Source organism: Photobacterium sanguinicancri (assembly GCF_024346675.1).
Classification (GTDB): domain Bacteria; phylum Pseudomonadota; class Gammaproteobacteria; order Enterobacterales; family Vibrionaceae; genus Photobacterium; species Photobacterium sanguinicancri.
Genome location: NZ_AP024850.1, coordinates 2,779,864 through 2,796,479 on the forward strand (window position 1 = coordinate 2,779,864; position 16,616 = coordinate 2,796,479).

The 16,616-nt window shown below is 42.9% G+C and carries 20 protein-coding genes; 10 read left to right on the forward strand and 10 right to left on the reverse strand.

Annotation, left to right across the window (positions count from 1 at the left end):
- Window positions 1–30: 30 nt before the first annotated feature.
- A complete protein-coding gene (gene ptsI / locus OCU87_RS12880) occupies window positions 31–1,758 on the forward strand; it encodes a phosphoenolpyruvate-protein phosphotransferase PtsI (RefSeq protein ID WP_062687980.1) in 1,728 nt (575 codons plus the stop codon).
- 43 nt (window positions 1,759–1,801) lie between these two features.
- Window positions 1,802–2,311, forward strand: coding sequence for a PTS glucose transporter subunit IIA (gene crr, locus OCU87_RS12885; RefSeq protein ID WP_048898183.1), 510 nt, complete (start codon window positions 1,802–1,804; stop codon window positions 2,309–2,311).
- 185 nt (window positions 2,312–2,496) lie between these two features.
- On the opposite strand, the gene OCU87_RS12890 is transcribed toward crr, so the two are convergent.
- Entirely contained in the window at window positions 2,497–3,393 is an 897-nt protein-coding gene (locus tag OCU87_RS12890; protein WP_062687979.1) for a Dyp-type peroxidase, read from the reverse strand.
- 162 nt (window positions 3,394–3,555) lie between these two features.
- Here OCU87_RS12890 and OCU87_RS12895 point away from each other — a divergent pair, with 162 nt between their 5' ends.
- The gene (locus OCU87_RS12895; protein ID WP_261857344.1) at window positions 3,556–5,166 is read left to right on the forward strand and encodes a GGDEF domain-containing protein; all 1,611 of its coding nucleotides are present in this window, start codon (window positions 3,556–3,558) and stop codon (window positions 5,164–5,166) included.
- An 8-nt stretch (window positions 5,167–5,174) separates the two neighbouring features.
- Here OCU87_RS12895 and OCU87_RS12900 read toward each other — a convergent pair whose 3' ends face one another.
- Window positions 5,175–5,579, reverse strand: coding sequence for a hypothetical protein (locus tag OCU87_RS12900; RefSeq protein WP_062687977.1), 405 nt, complete (start codon window positions 5,577–5,579; stop codon window positions 5,175–5,177).
- Window positions 5,580–5,584: 5 nt separating this feature from the next.
- Window positions 5,585–6,046: a DUF2919 domain-containing protein gene (locus OCU87_RS12905; RefSeq protein WP_083540787.1), complete on the reverse strand. Its 462-nt coding sequence runs from the start codon at window positions 6,044–6,046 to the stop codon at window positions 5,585–5,587.
- A gap of 460 nt (window positions 6,047–6,506) precedes the next feature.
- Here OCU87_RS12905 and OCU87_RS12910 point away from each other — a divergent pair, with 460 nt between their 5' ends.
- The 3 genes from OCU87_RS12910 to OCU87_RS12920 all read left to right on the forward strand — a co-directional run bounded on the left by OCU87_RS12910 (window position 6,507) and on the right by OCU87_RS12920 (window position 7,677).
- The gene (locus OCU87_RS12910) at window positions 6,507–6,845 is read left to right on the forward strand and encodes a DUF2956 domain-containing protein (protein ID WP_261857345.1); all 339 of its coding nucleotides are present in this window, start codon (window positions 6,507–6,509) and stop codon (window positions 6,843–6,845) included.
- 78 nt (window positions 6,846–6,923) lie between these two features.
- Window positions 6,924–7,373, forward strand: a complete 450-nt coding sequence (locus OCU87_RS12915) for a DUF1499 domain-containing protein (RefSeq protein WP_062687975.1) — start codon at window positions 6,924–6,926, stop codon at window positions 7,371–7,373.
- Between the two features lie 106 nt (window positions 7,374–7,479).
- Window positions 7,480–7,677, forward strand: coding sequence for a hypothetical protein (locus OCU87_RS12920; RefSeq protein ID WP_157072528.1), 198 nt, complete (start codon window positions 7,480–7,482; stop codon window positions 7,675–7,677).
- Window positions 7,678–7,788: 111 nt separating this feature from the next.
- Here OCU87_RS12920 and OCU87_RS12925 read toward each other — a convergent pair whose 3' ends face one another.
- The 6 genes from OCU87_RS12925 to napF all read right to left on the reverse strand — a co-directional run bounded on the left by OCU87_RS12925 (window position 7,789) and on the right by napF (window position 12,331).
- A complete protein-coding gene (locus OCU87_RS12925) occupies window positions 7,789–7,923 on the reverse strand; it encodes a TIGR02808 family protein (protein ID WP_063126782.1) in 135 nt (44 codons plus the stop codon).
- A gap of 21 nt (window positions 7,924–7,944) precedes the next feature.
- The gene (locus OCU87_RS12930) at window positions 7,945–8,517 is read right to left on the reverse strand and encodes a NapC/NirT family cytochrome c (RefSeq protein ID WP_062687973.1); all 573 of its coding nucleotides are present in this window, start codon (window positions 8,515–8,517) and stop codon (window positions 7,945–7,947) included.
- Window positions 8,518–8,528: 11 nt separating this feature from the next.
- Window positions 8,529–9,002 carry a nitrate reductase cytochrome c-type subunit gene (locus tag OCU87_RS12935; protein ID WP_062687972.1) on the reverse strand — a complete coding sequence of 158 codons (474 nt, stop codon included), beginning with the start codon at window positions 9,000–9,002 and terminating at the stop codon, window positions 8,529–8,531.
- Window positions 9,003–9,077: 75 nt separating this feature from the next.
- Window positions 9,078–11,567, reverse strand: a complete 2,490-nt coding sequence (gene napA / locus OCU87_RS12940) for a periplasmic nitrate reductase subunit alpha (protein WP_261857346.1) — start codon at window positions 11,565–11,567, stop codon at window positions 9,078–9,080.
- Complete coding sequence (locus tag OCU87_RS12945) at window positions 11,564–11,836, reverse strand: chaperone NapD (protein ID WP_062687971.1); 273 nt, start codon at window positions 11,834–11,836, stop codon at window positions 11,564–11,566. The genes napA and OCU87_RS12945 overlap by 4 nt, the downstream gene beginning before the upstream one ends.
- A gap of 3 nt (window positions 11,837–11,839) precedes the next feature.
- A complete protein-coding gene (napF, locus tag OCU87_RS12950; RefSeq protein WP_261857347.1) occupies window positions 11,840–12,331 on the reverse strand; it encodes a ferredoxin-type protein NapF in 492 nt (163 codons plus the stop codon).
- Window positions 12,332–12,653: 322 nt separating this feature from the next.
- Between napF and narQ the strand changes: the two genes are divergently transcribed.
- From narQ to OCU87_RS12965, 3 genes are read left to right on the forward strand one after another with little or no spacing between them, the layout of a single operon-like run.
- A complete protein-coding gene (narQ, locus tag OCU87_RS12955; RefSeq protein WP_261857348.1) occupies window positions 12,654–14,345 on the forward strand; it encodes a nitrate/nitrite two-component system sensor histidine kinase NarQ in 1,692 nt (563 codons plus the stop codon).
- A gap of 10 nt (window positions 14,346–14,355) precedes the next feature.
- Window positions 14,356–14,982 (forward strand): response regulator, encoded by a 627-nt coding sequence (locus OCU87_RS12960; RefSeq protein ID WP_062687969.1) that lies wholly within the window; start codon window positions 14,356–14,358, stop codon window positions 14,980–14,982.
- A complete protein-coding gene (locus OCU87_RS12965; RefSeq protein WP_094957194.1) occupies window positions 14,983–15,318 on the forward strand; it encodes a DUF4156 domain-containing protein in 336 nt (111 codons plus the stop codon).
- Between the two features lie 99 nt (window positions 15,319–15,417).
- On the opposite strand, the gene OCU87_RS12970 is transcribed toward OCU87_RS12965, so the two are convergent.
- Window positions 15,418–15,696, reverse strand: a complete 279-nt coding sequence (locus OCU87_RS12970; protein WP_062687967.1) for a winged helix-turn-helix domain-containing protein — start codon at window positions 15,694–15,696, stop codon at window positions 15,418–15,420.
- A gap of 453 nt (window positions 15,697–16,149) precedes the next feature.
- Here OCU87_RS12970 and OCU87_RS12975 point away from each other — a divergent pair, with 453 nt between their 5' ends.
- Window positions 16,150–16,548, forward strand: coding sequence for an MAPEG family protein (locus OCU87_RS12975; RefSeq protein WP_062687966.1), 399 nt, complete (start codon window positions 16,150–16,152; stop codon window positions 16,546–16,548).
- Window positions 16,549–16,616: the final 68 nt, after the last annotated feature.

Sequence of the window (16,616 nt, forward strand, 5' to 3'; positions counted from 1 at the left end):
AGTTTTTATAGAACAAATTAAGGTAAGGCTATGATTTCAGGTATCCTGGCATCTCCTGGTATTGCTTTTGGTAAAGCACTACTTCTGCAAGAAGATGAGATTGTCCTAAATAAATCATCTATCCCAGCAGATCAGATCGACAACGAGATTCAACGTTTCTTCGACGCTCGAAAAAAATCTGCAGAGCAACTAGAAGTAATCAAAGAAAAAGCACGTGTCACCTTTGGTGAAGAGAAAGAAGCGATCTTTGAAGGTCACATCATGTTGCTTGAAGATGAGGAGCTTGAAGAAGAAATCATAGCCTTCATTAAAGAAAACAACGCATCAGCTGATTTAGCAATCTACTCTATCATCGAAGAGCAGGCTGTAACGCTTGAATCACTTGATGACGAATACCTAAAAGAACGTGCAACAGATATCCGTGATATCGGTACACGTTTTGTTAAAAACGCACTTGGCATTAACGTTGTTAACCTAAGCGCGATCAACGAGGAAGTCATCCTTGTTGCTAACGACCTAACCCCTTCTGAAACTGCACAAATCAACCTTGATTACGTGCTAGGCTTCATCACTGATATCGGTGGTCGTACATCTCACACATCTATCATGGCGCGTTCACTTGAGCTTCCTGCTATCGTTGGTACTAACGATATCACGGCTAAAGTGAAAAATGGCGACATGCTAATGCTAGACGGTATTAACAACAACGTTGTTATCAACCCTTCTGAAGATGAACTAGCGCAATTCAAAGCAACTCGCGATGAATACCTAGCAGAAAAAGAAGAACTAGCAAAACTTAAAGATCTACCTGCAATTACCCTAGATGGTACGCAAGTAGAAGTTTGCGGTAACATTGGTACAGTTAAAGACTGTGACGGCGTTAACCGTAATGGCGGTGAAGGCGTTGGTCTGTACCGTACAGAATTCCTATTTATGGACCGTGATGCACTTCCTACAGAAGAAGAGCAATACGTAGCTTACAAAGAAGTTGCGGAAGCTATGCACGGTGAATCAGTGATTATCCGTACTATGGATATCGGTGGTGATAAAGATCTTCCTTACTTAGATCTTCCAAAAGAAATGAACCCATTCTTGGGTTGGCGTGCAATTCGCATCAGCTTAGATCGTCGTCAAATTCTTCGCGACCAACTACGTGCTATTCTACGTGCGTCGGCTCACGGTAAAATCCGTATTATGTTCCCAATGATTATCTCTGTTGAGGAAATCCGTGAACTAAAAGCCGCAATCGAAGAGTACAAAGTAGAGTTACGCGCTGAAGAACTAGCATTTGACGAAAACATCGAAATCGGTGTTATGGTTGAAACGCCAGCTGCAGCTGCAATTGCACACCACTTAGCAAAAGAAGTAGCCTTCTTTAGCATTGGTACAAACGACTTAACCCAGTATACTTTAGCAGTTGACCGTGGTAACGAGATGATTTCTCACCTTTACAACCCACTATCTCCTGCTGTACTTCTAGTGATCAAGCAAGTTATTGATGCTTCTCACAAAGAAGGTAAGTGGACAGGTATGTGTGGTGAATTAGCAGGTGATGAGCGTGCAACCCTACTTCTACTTGGTATGGGTCTAGACGAGTTCAGCATGAGTGCTATTTCGATTCCTCGCATTAAGAAAGTTATCCGCAACGCTAACTTTGCTGATGTTAAAGCGATGGCTGAGCAAGCACTTGCTCTACCAACCGCGGCTGAAATCGAAGCCCACGTAGAAAAATTCATCGCAGAAAAGACCATGTGCTAATAGAATAGTCACAGGTAAAATAACAACGCTTAGGAGCAACAATATGGGTCTGTTTGACAAACTAAAGAAGCTGGTTTCTGACGATAGCAGCGAAGCTGGTGCAATTGAAATCATTGCTCCACTATCTGGCGAAATCGTAAACATCGAAGATGTGCCAGATGTTGTATTTGCAGAAAAAATTGTTGGTGATGGTATCGCTATCAAACCGGCTGGCAACAAAATGGTTGCACCAGTAAACGGTACTATTGGTAAGATTTTCGAAACAAACCACGCTTTCTCTATCGAATCTGACGACGGCATCGAGCTATTCGTTCACTTCGGTATTGATACTGTTGAACTTAAAGGTGAAGGCTTTACTCGCATCGCTGAAGAAGGTCAATCTGTTAAAGTTGGCGACACGATCATCGAATTCGATCTAGCGCTTCTTGAAGAGAAAGCTAAATCAACTCTTACGCCTGTTGTTATTTCTAACATGGACGAAATCAAAGAGTTGAACAAACTTTCAGGTGCTACTACTGTGGGTGAAACTCCAGTTCTACGCATCAAAAAGTAAGATTGTTTAAATCTTAACTAAAAACGCCACCTTCGGGTGGCGTTTTTGTTTCTGAGATATTCTCAGGCAAGTTGCAGATACAAAAAAGCGAAGGCACTTATCCAAATTGATATTCGTACCTTCGCTTTTCTCGTTGCTATACCTGTCTAACGACTAAACCTCATCGTTAAATAAACAGCTCACAACTATAAACCCGCTAGCATTTCTGCTGATGGTGCAAAGAAATATGCGCCTGTTACTGCAGAGGTAAAACGTAGCATTTGGTCCGTTTTACCATCTGTTTCACCGTACATGCTTTCCAGCATCGTTTTAAAGTTATGCTGTGTATGGCAATAAGCGATGAAGAGTAAACCATGATCACCCGTTACAGAGCCATACGGTAGGCTATGGCGCACAATCTTGAGCCCTTTGCCATCTTCTTTAATATCAACACGGCCAACATGCGATTGCGCAGGAACATCTTCCAGCTCAACTGAATCTGGCTTCGTACGGCCAATCACTTTTTCTTGCGCTGCAATATTCAAGCGACTCCAAGCAGGTAGATTGTGCACAAAGCGCTGCACCATCACAAAACTACCACCCGCAAAATCACCATCTTTAATCAAAGCGACATCTTGACGAGATTCATCTGTTTTTGGGTTTTCAGTACCATCAATGAAGTCGGTCATATCACGAGCATCAAGGTACTTAAAGCCGTAAGTTTCATCCAAAACATCAACATCAGTAGCAATTGGCGATAAAAACTGGCGCAGTAGATAAAAATTAAGGTCATGACGGTTTGCATTTACATGCAATAAAATATCACCGCCAGTCGCAGGGGCAGTGATATCCCCCTCACCGAGTGCTTCAAAATCATCAAAACCTTCAGGGCTACCTAGCTCTAGCGATGACCAAAACGATTTACCAAACGCAATGCTTGCTCGTAAATTAGCATCAATTTGCTGAGTATTCAGGCTATCAACAACAGAATGAAGGCGCTTACATTGCTCAAGTACAGCTTGTTTGTCACCAATAACCTTCATGACTACATACAATGCAAATGGTCCCGCTTCTGGGATTATTGCAGGCTGAGCGATAGACATATTAATCTCCCGAGTGATAATTACTAAAGTGTTCTCAATTATTGATTATAAGGTCAGTTATCAATAGCTTATTGATCGCTGTCAGTCATCACATTGGTAGCGATAAAACCTTTACAGAGCTGACTATTTTTACATATATTACTCGCGGCTTTCTAACAACTAATGATGTTTCATATTGTGAACCGCATTCGACCTACCATATTACTCTTACTTACTATATTTACTAGCGCAACCTGCCGTGCAACAGAGACCGTCACTCTGCAGTTACGATGGTTACACCAAGCAGAATTTGCGGGATTTTATATCGCAAAAGCAAAAGGGTATTACCAAGATGTAGGGCTTAACGTTGTTATAAATCCTGGTAAAGATGGAAAAAGTGCACTGCATTCAGTTTTGTCACGTGAAGCTGATTTTGGCGTGGGTAACTCTGAAATTTTAGTCGCATATAGCCAAGGGCTTCCTCTTGTAGCACTTGCCAATATTTTTCAACGATCCCCTTCTGTACTTATCACCAAAACAAGCAGTCAGATTGATTCATTAACACAGCTCGCAGGTAAACGCATCATGATGTTTAGCGGTAATGAAGACGCTGAGATCATCGCGATGCTGACTAAAAATGGCGTGAGTATTAATAATTTTCACCAAGTCAAAACACGCAGTGATATCGATGATTTAATCACTGGTGATGTAGATGCATACAGCGGCTATCTAACTAACGAACCCTTTTTACTTAGTCAGCAAGGTATTGAAACAACCATCTTTGACCCGACTGAGTACGGTGTCTATTTTTACAGTGATATTATTTTCACCCACCAAGACCTCGCCACTAATCGTCATGATCTCGTTAAAGCTTTTCGCGCGGCGAGTTTAAAAGGGTGGGAGTATGCGCTCAAAAATCTGCCAGAAACCCTTGATGTATTAGAAACCTATAACACAGGGAAAAGCCGTACCTTATTATATAGCGAACTGCTCGCCAGTAAGGCGATGATCATGCCTGAGTTGGTTGAAATGGGTCATATGAATGTGACGCGTTGGCAACAAATTGCCGATGAGCTATACCAGCTCAACATTATTCCAAAGACGACTATCAACGAGCAGTTTCTATTCCCTTTACAGGAAAAGAACAATCTCCTTCAACTTCAGCCTTGGCTGAATATCGCGGGGGTGATTTTTATCATTAGTTTAGCGGCACTGAGCTACTATTCATGGATAAACCATAAACTCAAACAAGAGATCAACCGTCGGATCCAATCAGAAAAGAAAGCGGAGAACATCGCCCGTAAAGACATGCTTACCGGTGTTGCTAACCGTTATGCCTTGATAGAAATCCTACATAAAACAATTAATAGCAAAGCCTTGCAGCAATCTGCCCCAGCCTTACTTTTCATCGATCTTGATAACTTCAAAGCAGTCAATGATACCTTTGGTCATCAAACTGGGGATCGTGTCTTACAACAGTTTTGCTTTAGAGTGAACGGGCTATTGCGAGGTTCCGCTTTTTTCGCACGTTTAGCTGGTGATGAATTTATTATACTAATGACGAAATCAAGTATTGATGATGTTGATAGTTTAATGGATAAGATTACCGAACAAGCTGAAAAGCCCTTTATTATCGGAGGGAACACTGTCTCTATCGGTGCTAGTATCGGGGTCACTTATTACCGTAACGGCGACACACCTGAATATTTTCTTTCACGCGCTGACAGCCATATGTACGGCAATAAAAAACGCTCCCGTCAGGAGCGCTTTACTGAAACAATTAAAGATTGTTAACCGACTATTTATACAGAAGTTACTTCAATTTGTAATTTAACTTGCTGATTTGCATCGTTATCGATTGATTCAAAAGAGGCTGGTGTATTCAAACCTGTCGATAATACTGGTGCAATAATTGTTCGCCAGCCACCGTCGTCTAAGCGCTCTTGTACTTTAAAAGCAATTTTAAGCTCTTCCGCTGAAACTTCTAATAATTCAGCGCTACCGACAAGCTCTCTGCGCGTATTACCCTGATCATCTGTATCAAAAAATACGGTTTCTTCGCCAGGAAGTAGTGACAGCGACGTATTAACGGTTTGCTTACTATCTGCACCCGTTAATTCAAAATTCACATCTAACAACCAATCAGCCATAGCTAAAGGGCTTAATAGAGCACTAAACAGGACGAGGCCTTTACTCCATTCATTCATTTGCTTTATCTCTCTACAGGTCTATCTGCAAATGTATTCTTCACTCGTGAGCTTCTTAGCAAATACATAGTTAGCCAAGCTGTGATTAAGATCATCACACCATTTGGCCAACTAAACACACCCTGTGTCATGAATAAATGATACGTTTGCAATAAACAATCTGACAAATAGGCGACGAGTAATAATTGTTTTCCATGCCGCCATATATAATTACTTATTTTATTATGCTTATGTCGTTGTCCGCTGAGCCAAGCGAGCAATAAGCTTGGCAACCCTAGCAACAGACCAACATAGAGGCTTTCTTTTAATGGATAAAACAGAGTGAGCAGCTGTGATCCTTGCTGGCGACTGGCTCCTGCCATCACAAATATAATCCAAGCCTTAGCACTGAATGCCAAAGTCAGCCATAACATAGGCGAAGGCTTTAACAAGCCATGCTCATCATAAGCACTAAATGAATACCGCAAAATCACTCCTAGCTACACGGGGTCTTTCTATATTTATATCTATAGCTATGGTGGCGCGATACCCTACATTCAACCCTACATTAAGTTTGTAGTAGCACCTTAAGCCATCCCCATAAAATAAAAACCTTACCTTTTTAATTCTGTGGTGCACCGCACTCTTTCGCTTGGCAAGTTGTCGTTTCGATCACAATTTTTGAGTGAAACTTTCAATGAAAATGAACTATCAACTGAAATAACAAACTTAACCATAAATAATAAAACATACAGCAATTAAGATCATTTACCATTAAAATCAAACAGATAAACTCAAAATGCAATATTCACTTTCGTGCTAACACTTAATTTCACTTGTTGAAATATTCCTACATAATAATGAAAAGTTATACAAAATAGTCCATAACATTTCTGCCTGAAATTCACGTATAATCAATGGAAACGCAGCCTAACCTTATGGATTTAAATGTCTAATTCAAAACAGCACCAAGCACCGTCACAAGAGACGCAAGATGAAGCTATGAAAATTGCGCGCGCAACGCAAAAGACAGGTCAAACCAAAGAACAGACAAAACTGATAGCACAAGGCGTCCAAAAAGGTATTGAACTGTATAAAAAACAACAGAAATCAAAAGCACGCGAACGTGATAAGTTAAAGAAGAAGCAAACTAAAAGCAGTAACAAACCAGAAGCCACACAAGAAGAGGCTTCAATCACGTCACATATTGAATATAAGCAACATTGGTTACCATGGGCCCTACTGTTCGCTTCATGGGGTGGCTTTGCGTTCTATCTGCTACGGTAGGATAAGTGAAAGGTACTCAGGCTTACTCACTCGCTGAGCTATCACATAAGTTATTGCCGAATCATTACAAGGATAAGTATGAATAAACATCTAATTCGACTCCCGCTATTCTCTCTTTCTATAATGCTATTCGGTTGCTCAAATGCTGATAGCGTCAATATAGCGAATCGTACGGGCTTACCCTGCAATGATAAGCCTAATTGCGTCTCAACCATCGATGAACGTGCTGAGTACAGCCTTGACGCTTTCAACCTATCTGAAGCGGGTCTAGATAGTTGGCCGCAAATTGAACAAGTTGCCTTAGCCCTTCCTGGTGCTCGACTGGGTGAGCGCGCTGAACGGTATATTCGTGTTGAGTGTGTCAGTAGCGTATTCAAATTTGTTGATGACTTTGAAATCCATCAAAACGGTGACATGCTTGAAGTTCGATCAGAATCCCGAACAGGTTACTCGGATTTTGGGGTTAACCGCGAACGAGCAGAGACATTTCGACAACAGCTGCTCGATGCGAAGCTGATCGCACCGTAGAGTGAGTGGAGATCGATCACAGAAGGGAGAAAGCTAAAAATCAAGTTGGTAATGATTCTCATTTAGATCTATAGTATATCCATCGACATACTTGGTGGAGAAGATCATGGACAGACCAACATTTCTTATCTTTAGCTTCCTTGGCTTATTGCTCATGGCTACGCTGCATTTAGGTGAAATTTGGTTTAGCCAAGAATCTTCAAACATTGCCCACTTAATCATAGAGTGGCTGCCCATTTATACAGTGTGGGCTATGCTACTTATCATCGGGCTGGTGAAACGCGTCTCGACAATTCCGTCCTAGTAAGCGCTAGCGATATAGGCCAGTTCACTGAGAGCCATACGATTTTGTCTCATAAAAAAGCCACGTCTAAATCGACGTGGCTTTATGGTTTATTGGCCATCTACTACACTATCAAACGTTCTTATCTTTACCTAAAGACAATAACCAGATAGAAACTACAGCTACAGCGGCAAAACCAGATAAGATGATTACAGGCATTGCGGCATAACCAAGTACGTGCCAGATAATCGACTCTAAAGTACTCATCGCTCATTTACCCCTTAGTTATTACCAACCTTCGACATCTTTCATGTCAGGCAGTTTATGTGCAATACCTTTATGACAGTCTACACATGTTTTATCGCCTGAAGCCAGTGCTGTCGAGTGTTGCTTAACACTACGAGGTCCTTGCTCTGAGAAATCCATGTAATCGAAGTTATGACAGTTACGACACTCTTGCGAGTCGTTATTTTTCATGCGTTTCCATTCACGATGCGCTAAATGGCCTCGACGTGCTTGGAATTTCTCTTCGGTACCTATGGTTCCCATTGCAAATGCAACAAGCTCTTTTGATGCCTGTACTTTACGTACAATTTTATCAGTCCAGTTATGTGGTACGTGACAGTCAGAACAAATAGCACGTACGCCAGAACGGTTAGAGTAGTGAACGGTTTCACGGATTTCTTTCACAATCGGTGCGTGACAACCAGAACAGAACTCTTCAGTGTTTGTCGCTTCCATACCCGTGTTAAACGCGCCCCAGAATGCCAAACCACCAATGAAACCCATAAACAACACTAAACCAACAGCCACCTTACTCGGTGATGTCATTCGGCGCCAAAACGCCTTTAATATGTTCATAAATGCCCCTTTTATTCCACGCTGTCGCGTAATGCATCAACACGCTTAAAGGTGTTGCCAACTAAAGGCTTAGCATCAGCTTGGGGAACGTGGCACTGCTGACAGAAGTAACGACGAGGCGATACATCTGAAAGCACTTGGCCTTCACGGGTCTCATAGTGGGTTACACTAATTTTTGTTGCGCCCATTTCTTTTGCATTCTTCCAGCTATGGCACGATAAACATTTATTCGCATTCAACGATACTTCGTAGTTACGAATAGTATGTGGAATAAGTGGTGGCTGATAAACGTAATCGCTATCAATCACACCTTGGTCTCGCGGATAACGTTTAAAGTCATCTGCAGGACGCGTTGTTTCAAGTTCACTTGCACCGCGTAGTGATTCAACACCACCAATACCGCGCTCATATTGAGCGTCGTCACTGTGCGCAACACCTGTGAAAAAAAGCCCTACCGTCATAAGGGCAAGCATTAATCGTTTCATTCTTTTCTCCGCCTATAATGGCTAAATTCGAAGCTAGTATCCTGCCTCTAACAAGAAGCAGGATTGGCTTATCAATTACGCGACTTTAGTAATTTTGATTGGACACTTCTTGTAATCTGTCTGTTTAGACAGTGGATCAGTTGCATCCAAAATCAACTTGTTCACCAAAACACGTGCATCAAAGAACGGTACGAAAACCAGGCCTACTGGCGGACGGTTACGACCACGCGTTTCAACGCGACAACGCACTTCACCACGACGAGAAGCAAGATTAACTTCGTCACCACGGCGCAATCCGCGAGTTTGTGCATCATCTGGGTGGATATAACACACTGCATCAGGTACAGCTTTGTATAGTTCAGGTACACGACGTGTCATAGTACCTGTGTGCCAATGCTCAAGAACACGGCCTGTACATAGCCACATATCGTATTCTTTATCTGGCATTTCAGGTGCAGGTTCAAACGGGGCAAAAATGATGTTTGCTTTACCATCACCATGGCCGTAGAAACGGAAGCTTTCGCCTGCTGGTACGTATGGGTCAGAACCTTCAGCAAAGCGCCATTGCGTTTCTTTACCATTAACTACAGGCCAACGTAGACCACGCACTTGGTGGTAAACATCGTATGGTGCTAAATCATGGCCGTGGCCACGACCAAACATTGCATACTCTTCAAACAGACCTTTCTGTAGGTAGTAGCCTTGTGCTTTTGCATCATCGTTCAGTTCTTGTGCTTCAGATAGTGGGAACTTATCTACTTGGCCGTTACGGAACAAAACTTCGTACATGGTTTTGCCACGGTACTCAGGTTTCAGAGCTAATAGCTCTTCGCCCCACACTTCTTCAATTTTGAAGCGCTTAGAGAATTCCATGATCTGCCAAAGGTCAGATTTCGCATCACCTTGCGCTTCTACTTGTTGGTACCATGCTTGTGTACGGCGTTCTGCGTTACCGTAAGCGCCTTCTTTTTCTACCCACATTGCTGTTGGTAAGATCAAATCAGATGCTTGCGCTGTTGCCGTTGGGTATGGGTCAGAACATACGATAAAGTTCTCTGGGTTACGGTAACCCGGTAGACGTTCTTCATTGATGTTTGGACCCGCTTGCATGTTGTTGTTACACATTACCCAGTAAGCATTTAGCTTGCCGTCTTTTAACATGCGATCTTGTAAAACAGCGTGGTAGCCTGGTTTTGGTGGAATAGTACCTTCTGGTAGCTTCCAAATACCTTCAGCGATAGCACGGTGCTTAGGATTAGCAACAACCATATCTGCTGGTAAACGGTGCGAGAAAGTACCTACTTCACGCGCTGTACCACAAGCCGATGGTTGGCCTGTTAGTGAAAATGGGCTGTTACCAGGCTTAGAAATTTTGCCTGTTAGCAAGTGGATGTTGTACACCAAGCTGTTCATCCACACACCGCGAGTATGTTGGTTCATACCCATAGTCCATAGTGACATTACTTTGGTGTTTGGATCCGCGTATTGCTTTGCCATCTCAAGTAGTTTCGCTTCTGAAACGCCTGACATTTTTGATGCTTTCTCTAACGTGTATTCCGCAACAGAGGCTTTGTACTCGTCAAAATTCATCGCGTACATTTTGCCCGAGTTGGCATGCGCTGCTTTTTGTTGCAAAGGGTGCTCATCACGCAGACCATAACCGATATCGGTTTCAGCACGTTTGAAGTTAGTGTGCTTATTAACGAAATCCCAGTTAACCGCATCGTTTTGGATGATGTAGTTCGCAATGAAGTTCGCAATAGCAAGGTCAGTTTGTGGCTCGAAGATCATACCGTTATCAGCCAACTCAAACGAGCGGTGATAGTAAGTAGAAAGCACGTTTACTTTAACATGTGGGTGACTCAAACGACGGTCAGTAATACGTGTCCACAAAACAGGGTGCATCTCAGCCATGTTTGAACCCCACAGAACGAATGCGTCTGCGTGTTCAAAATCATCATAACAACCCATAGGCTCATCGATACCGAAAGTACGCATAAACGCACCTACCGCCGATGCCATACAGTGACGTGCATTCGGATCGATGTTGTTAGAACGGAAGCCTGCTTTCATCATTTTCGATGCCGCATAACCTTCCATTACAGTCCATTGACCTGAACCGAACATACCCACACTTGTTGGACCTTTTTCTTTCAGTGCGTCTTTCCACTTCTCTGCCATGATATCGAACGCTTGATCCCAAGAGATCGGCGCGAAATCACCATTTTTATCAAACTTACCATCTGTCATACGCAGCATTGGTGTCTGTAGGCGATCTTTACCGTACATGATCTTAGACAGGAAGTAGCCTTTAATACAGTTTAAGCCTTTGTTTACTGGCGCTTCAGGGTCACCCTGAGTTGCCACAACTCGGCCATTCTGTGTACCCACAAGTACTGAACAACCTGTACCACAAAAACGACAAGGCGCTTTGTCCCACTTAATTTTAGTTTGGTCAGAACTAACGATTAGGTTAGTTGCTGACGCAGGCAGGGTAATTCCCGCAACAGCAGCGGCTGATGCTGCCGCGTTTGCTTTCACAAACGCACGTCGTGTCATTTTCATGAGTCGTCCTCAGATTGCGAATCGAAGTGTTCAATTTGGTGATACACTAAAAAAGTGATTAAAACGTCTTCTAAGTTATTGATTTTATCTATTGTGTCCGTCACGTAGCCTTGATTCTCCGTTTCAAGTACTACAATGATTTTTCCCTCTTCACTCTCGCCGTGTATTTCTGTGTTTGGCATTTCTAAAATCTGAGCTTTTACTGTTTCTAGGGACTCAGGTTTAACATGCACCACAAGGCTAGAGATATGTACTTCATCCAGCGCCATATACTATTTCTCTTCTTGTTGGCTGGTTATCATGGTGATAGCTGATGTTGGGCAGGTAGCAACGCATGCACCACAGCCATTACAAACATCCAATTCAAAAACGGGTTGTGCTACACCACCAGCCTGTAATTTGAATCGAATGGCTTGTACCTCACACATATCACCGCAGCTACGGCACTCAACGTTGTTTTGAGCTAAACATTGTTGAGTCACTTGTGCTTTTACATCCCAGGCGGCTTCCGTTGTAGGGCGGAATAACGGCTCGGGACAAGCTTGTGCACAGCGGGTGCAGAAGGTACATTCACCACGATTAAAATCGACGGTAGGAAACCCACCATCGCCTTTTACAATAATTTCTGTTTCACAGGCTGAGAGACATTTGTTACATCGTGTGCAGTTATCTACGAAAGTATCTTCATCAACAAGCCAAGGCATCCTTGGTAGGGCTGGGATACGACGTCGAGATAACAAGTTTCGTCGTCCACGATCAAACATTAATGACTACCTCAAAAACCACACTTATGAAATAAGATGAACAGATATTGGTTTGCAATTATTCATGTACATATTTAAAAGGTATTAACGACCTCAAATGCTGTTCATAATTGCTCATTATTCTTCACGGCAAGTTTAGAACTCTTAACAAATGCTTAAATACCCAGTTAGGGTTAATTAACTGCTTTATTTGTTCTGGATCAATAAACTGAAATGACAACCCTCACACTATTTAGTTTACAATCGCATCAATAACCGTAGTGATAAGAATTTAACCACTCTTCTTATCACTACTAAAAATAATAGAACATAAGGATGCTGCGTGCAGAATAGGCCACAAAAGCCAGTCACAACGACCATTGCTCGTGCCATGTTGGCCATCTTGCTACTCTCGATTGCAACCACCAGCTTTGCTTTACTGACCCTTGCATCCAGCTTGAATGATGCTGAGGCAATCAATGTATCTGGATCGTTGCGAATGCAGAGCTACCGACTGGCGTACGATATTCAAGCTGAGTCTCCACTTTTCAATGACCACCTTGACCAATTTGAGCAGTCCCTTTTTTCGCCCTCTATGGCCGCGCTCGAGCACTGGACAGTGCCTGCTGATATTCAACGCCATTACTACAGTTTGATTAACCGCTGGGAAAACCTGAATCCTTCGCTAGCAACGGAAAACGAAACACGTTTTGTCCATGAAGTCGCAACCTTTGTCGATAACATTGATAGGTTCGTGTTTGAGTTGCAGGAATTTTCAGTCATAAAACTGCAAATTTTATCCATTACCGGAGGGGTTGGTTTAAGCCTGATCTTAGTAATAGCGTTGTTTACCATTCACTTCACTCAACGAAAAATCGTCAGCCCATTGAACCAACTTGTTGCGGCAAGTCAGCAAGTACAGAGCGGTGATTTTGATGTGAAGATCGAGGTAAAAAGTGACAACGAACTTGGCATTTTAGCGGGTACTTTCTCGAAAATGGCAGCCGAGTTAGGCAAACACTACCGTAATTTAGAACAGTCGGTGAATGAGAAAACACGTCGATTACGTCACGCGAATGAATCATTACAAGTGCTGTACAACTGCTCTCAAGAGCTATCAGTTACACGTTTAACCACTCAGAACTTTAAAAACATGCTCGATACCTTGGTCGAGATTGAAGGCCTAACGGCGGTTACACTAACGATTGATGAAAACAATGGGGCTGAAACCGTCATAAAAGCAGGCATCTCCACAGAACGTCACTGGCATCATCACGACCTGATGTTAGATGGCCAAGTCATGGGACAACTGCAATGGCAAGAAACCTTGCCCTGCCCTGATCACGCCTTAATTGATAATGTTTCTCGGCTATTAAGCCGCGGTATTTACTATAACCGAGCTCAAAAGCAGGCAGATCAATTACTATTAATGGAAGAACGTGCCACCATTGCACGTGAACTTCATGATTCGCTTGCCCAGTCACTGTCTTATTTGAAAATTCAGGTCACATTACTAAAGCGCCAACTGGCAAAGCAAGAACATGAACATGCAGAACAGATAATTGCCGAAATAGATAACGGTCTATCAAGTGCGTACACCCAGCTTAGAGAACTGTTAAGCACTTTTCGTTTAACCATTAAAGAAGCCAATTTTGGTGAGGCCCTTGTTGAGATAATGAAACCACTTGATGAGCAAACAGATTCGATGATAATCATCGATAATCAGTTATCATCACTTAATCTCGATGCGCACCGCCAAGTACACTTATTACAATTGATCCGAGAAGCCACGCTCAACGCGATCAAGCATGCGCAAGCAGATGAAATCATCATTACTTGCCAGCAAGAGCATGAGCAGGTCAGCATCACTATCTGCGACGACGGCCTAGGCTTCGATCAAAGTAACGAAAAACTCAACCATTACGGGTTAGCTATTATGGCTGAACGGGCAGATCGCTTAAATGGTGAAGTAACAATAACCTCAGAGCCAGAGCAAGGCTGCTGCGTTACGCTCAGTTTCTTGCTAGCGCCATAAGGATAATAAAATGACGTGTTGGAAAGTAATGATTGTCGATGACCACCCGCTAATGCGTCGTGGTATTGGCCAGTTACTCAGTTTTGAACCCGATTTTGAATTGGTTGCAGAAGCAAGCAATGGCGCAGATGCCCTTGGGTTAGCCCATGAAAAAGAACCCGATCTAATCCTGTTAGATTTAAATATGAAAGGCATGTCAGGTTTAGATACGTTAAACACCATGCGAGCGGAAGGGATCGAGAGCAGCATTGTGGTATTAACCGTTTCTGACAGCCGTAACGACGTTAAGACACTGATCCAAGCAGGTGCTGACGGTTACCTACTAAAAGATACCGAGCCCGATGAACTAATCCGTTTACTGAAAGAAGCCATGTGTGGTGGTAAAGCCTACAGCAGTTTAGTGAAAGAATACCTGACCGATAATGTTGAGCAAGACAGCTTGCTTGATAGCCTTACCGATCGTGAAACCCAGATTTTACAAGAAGTCGCCAAAGGTCACCGTAATAAACAAATTGCGGATACTCTCTTTATTTCAGAAGCTACCGTGAAAGTGCATATGAAAAGCTTGCTGAAAAAACTGCAAGTGAAATCGCGTACAGCAGCAACGGTACTGTACTTAGAATCGCAAGGGCTATAAGTGAAACAGTACTTTGTACTTGGCTTTGTGCTATTGACTTTGAATGGCTGTACAACCACCCCTGTCACACTGAAAGGTAAACAGGTTGATATTGTTTGGAATGTGGAAACTACCAGCCAGCAATGCCAGCTAAAAAGCACACTAGTGGGATCAGAGGGGTCATGGTACAACTTTTGGTTACTTGCCAATGACTCACTAGTAGAAGGCGCATTGAACCAACTACGCAACCAAGCTGCTTCCGTTGGGGCTAATACTGTTTTATTGGGTCAGCCAGTTCCTTATGCTTCTTCTGTCACTTATATCGGCAATGCCTATTACTGCCCGTCGAAAAAATAAGACACTTAACGCCAAGTCAACGCTTCGCAAACAACAATCCAAAAAAACCGCCGAAAGGCGGTTTTCTTTTGATGACATATTAACACTAACGTATAGAAGCTAAGCCAACGCGCTGATTAAATCCGGTTCACGATCTTCAACCCAAGCGGGATCAAACGGCCCCCAATCACTCAATTTATAGTAGCCATCGTTATGACGCTTACCATCTTGAATAAAGGTCAACTCAAAACCCAAACCGGGTAATGCTTTTAATACATCCTGAATAGTTCGACGAGGCCAGCCCGTTTTCTCGATCAATTTAGGGACGTTAGGACGTTCGATATGTTCAACTAATAAAGCCAAATAAAGGCGGCGTGCAAAAACTGGATTCAATTCCATTGAGACCTCCACAATACTCATTTGAGTAATCATCTGAAGCGATCGTCGTTAAAAATGACGGCAAATAACTACTCAAATAGGTATATCCTTGGCAAAGGCCTTGAACGAACAAGGCGCACTCATTATTGCGACAATCTAAAATGACATGTTGAGTTTGATCAATATGCGAGTCTGTTTACCGTATATTCCATCCTATAAGTGGGCATCCATCACACTTTCGTGGTGTTTATCTGCAACCATTTTAGCTACCGGCAAGTAAGCATTTACTCACAACAGCAATAATTTGCTCACTTCGTAAGCAACACTCTCTTTGATTCATGATAACTCCCTGTCATAACTGCGTTTTAATCATGCTGAATCTGCCACCTCTTCTTGTTTCATTCTCTTTTTCAAAAGCCATTGAACATCTACACTGACAATATTCCCTCCGCATACATATAAGGACACCGCCGTATGACCCCAGCATTCTGGAGTATTCTGGTTTTAATCGTCATCAATTATGCCCTCGCAGGGCTAGGAAGTTGGTTAACAAAACGCTCGACAGGCCATTTCGATATCAATCAGCCAAGAGTACAAGAACGCGAATTAACTGGCGCGGTAGCGCGTATAAAAGCAGCCCAAGCAAATGGGTGGGAAGCTATTCCAGTCTTTGCTATTTGTGTTTTCATTGCGCACCTTGCTGGTGTACCCGCCCATCAAGCGGCCTTACCTGCGTACTTATTCGTGGTGTCACGGGCGCTATATATCCTTTGCTACATCTTTAAGCTCAGCCCTTGGCGTACCATCGTTTTTACACTGGGTATCGTGGCTTGTGGCTGGCTGATAAAGATGGCAACTGTGGTTACATCCTAAGACAAAATCAATGTCCCTCCGTGTTGCACCTAGGTCTCATTCTGGTTATAAAGGAGAGCTATACCTCA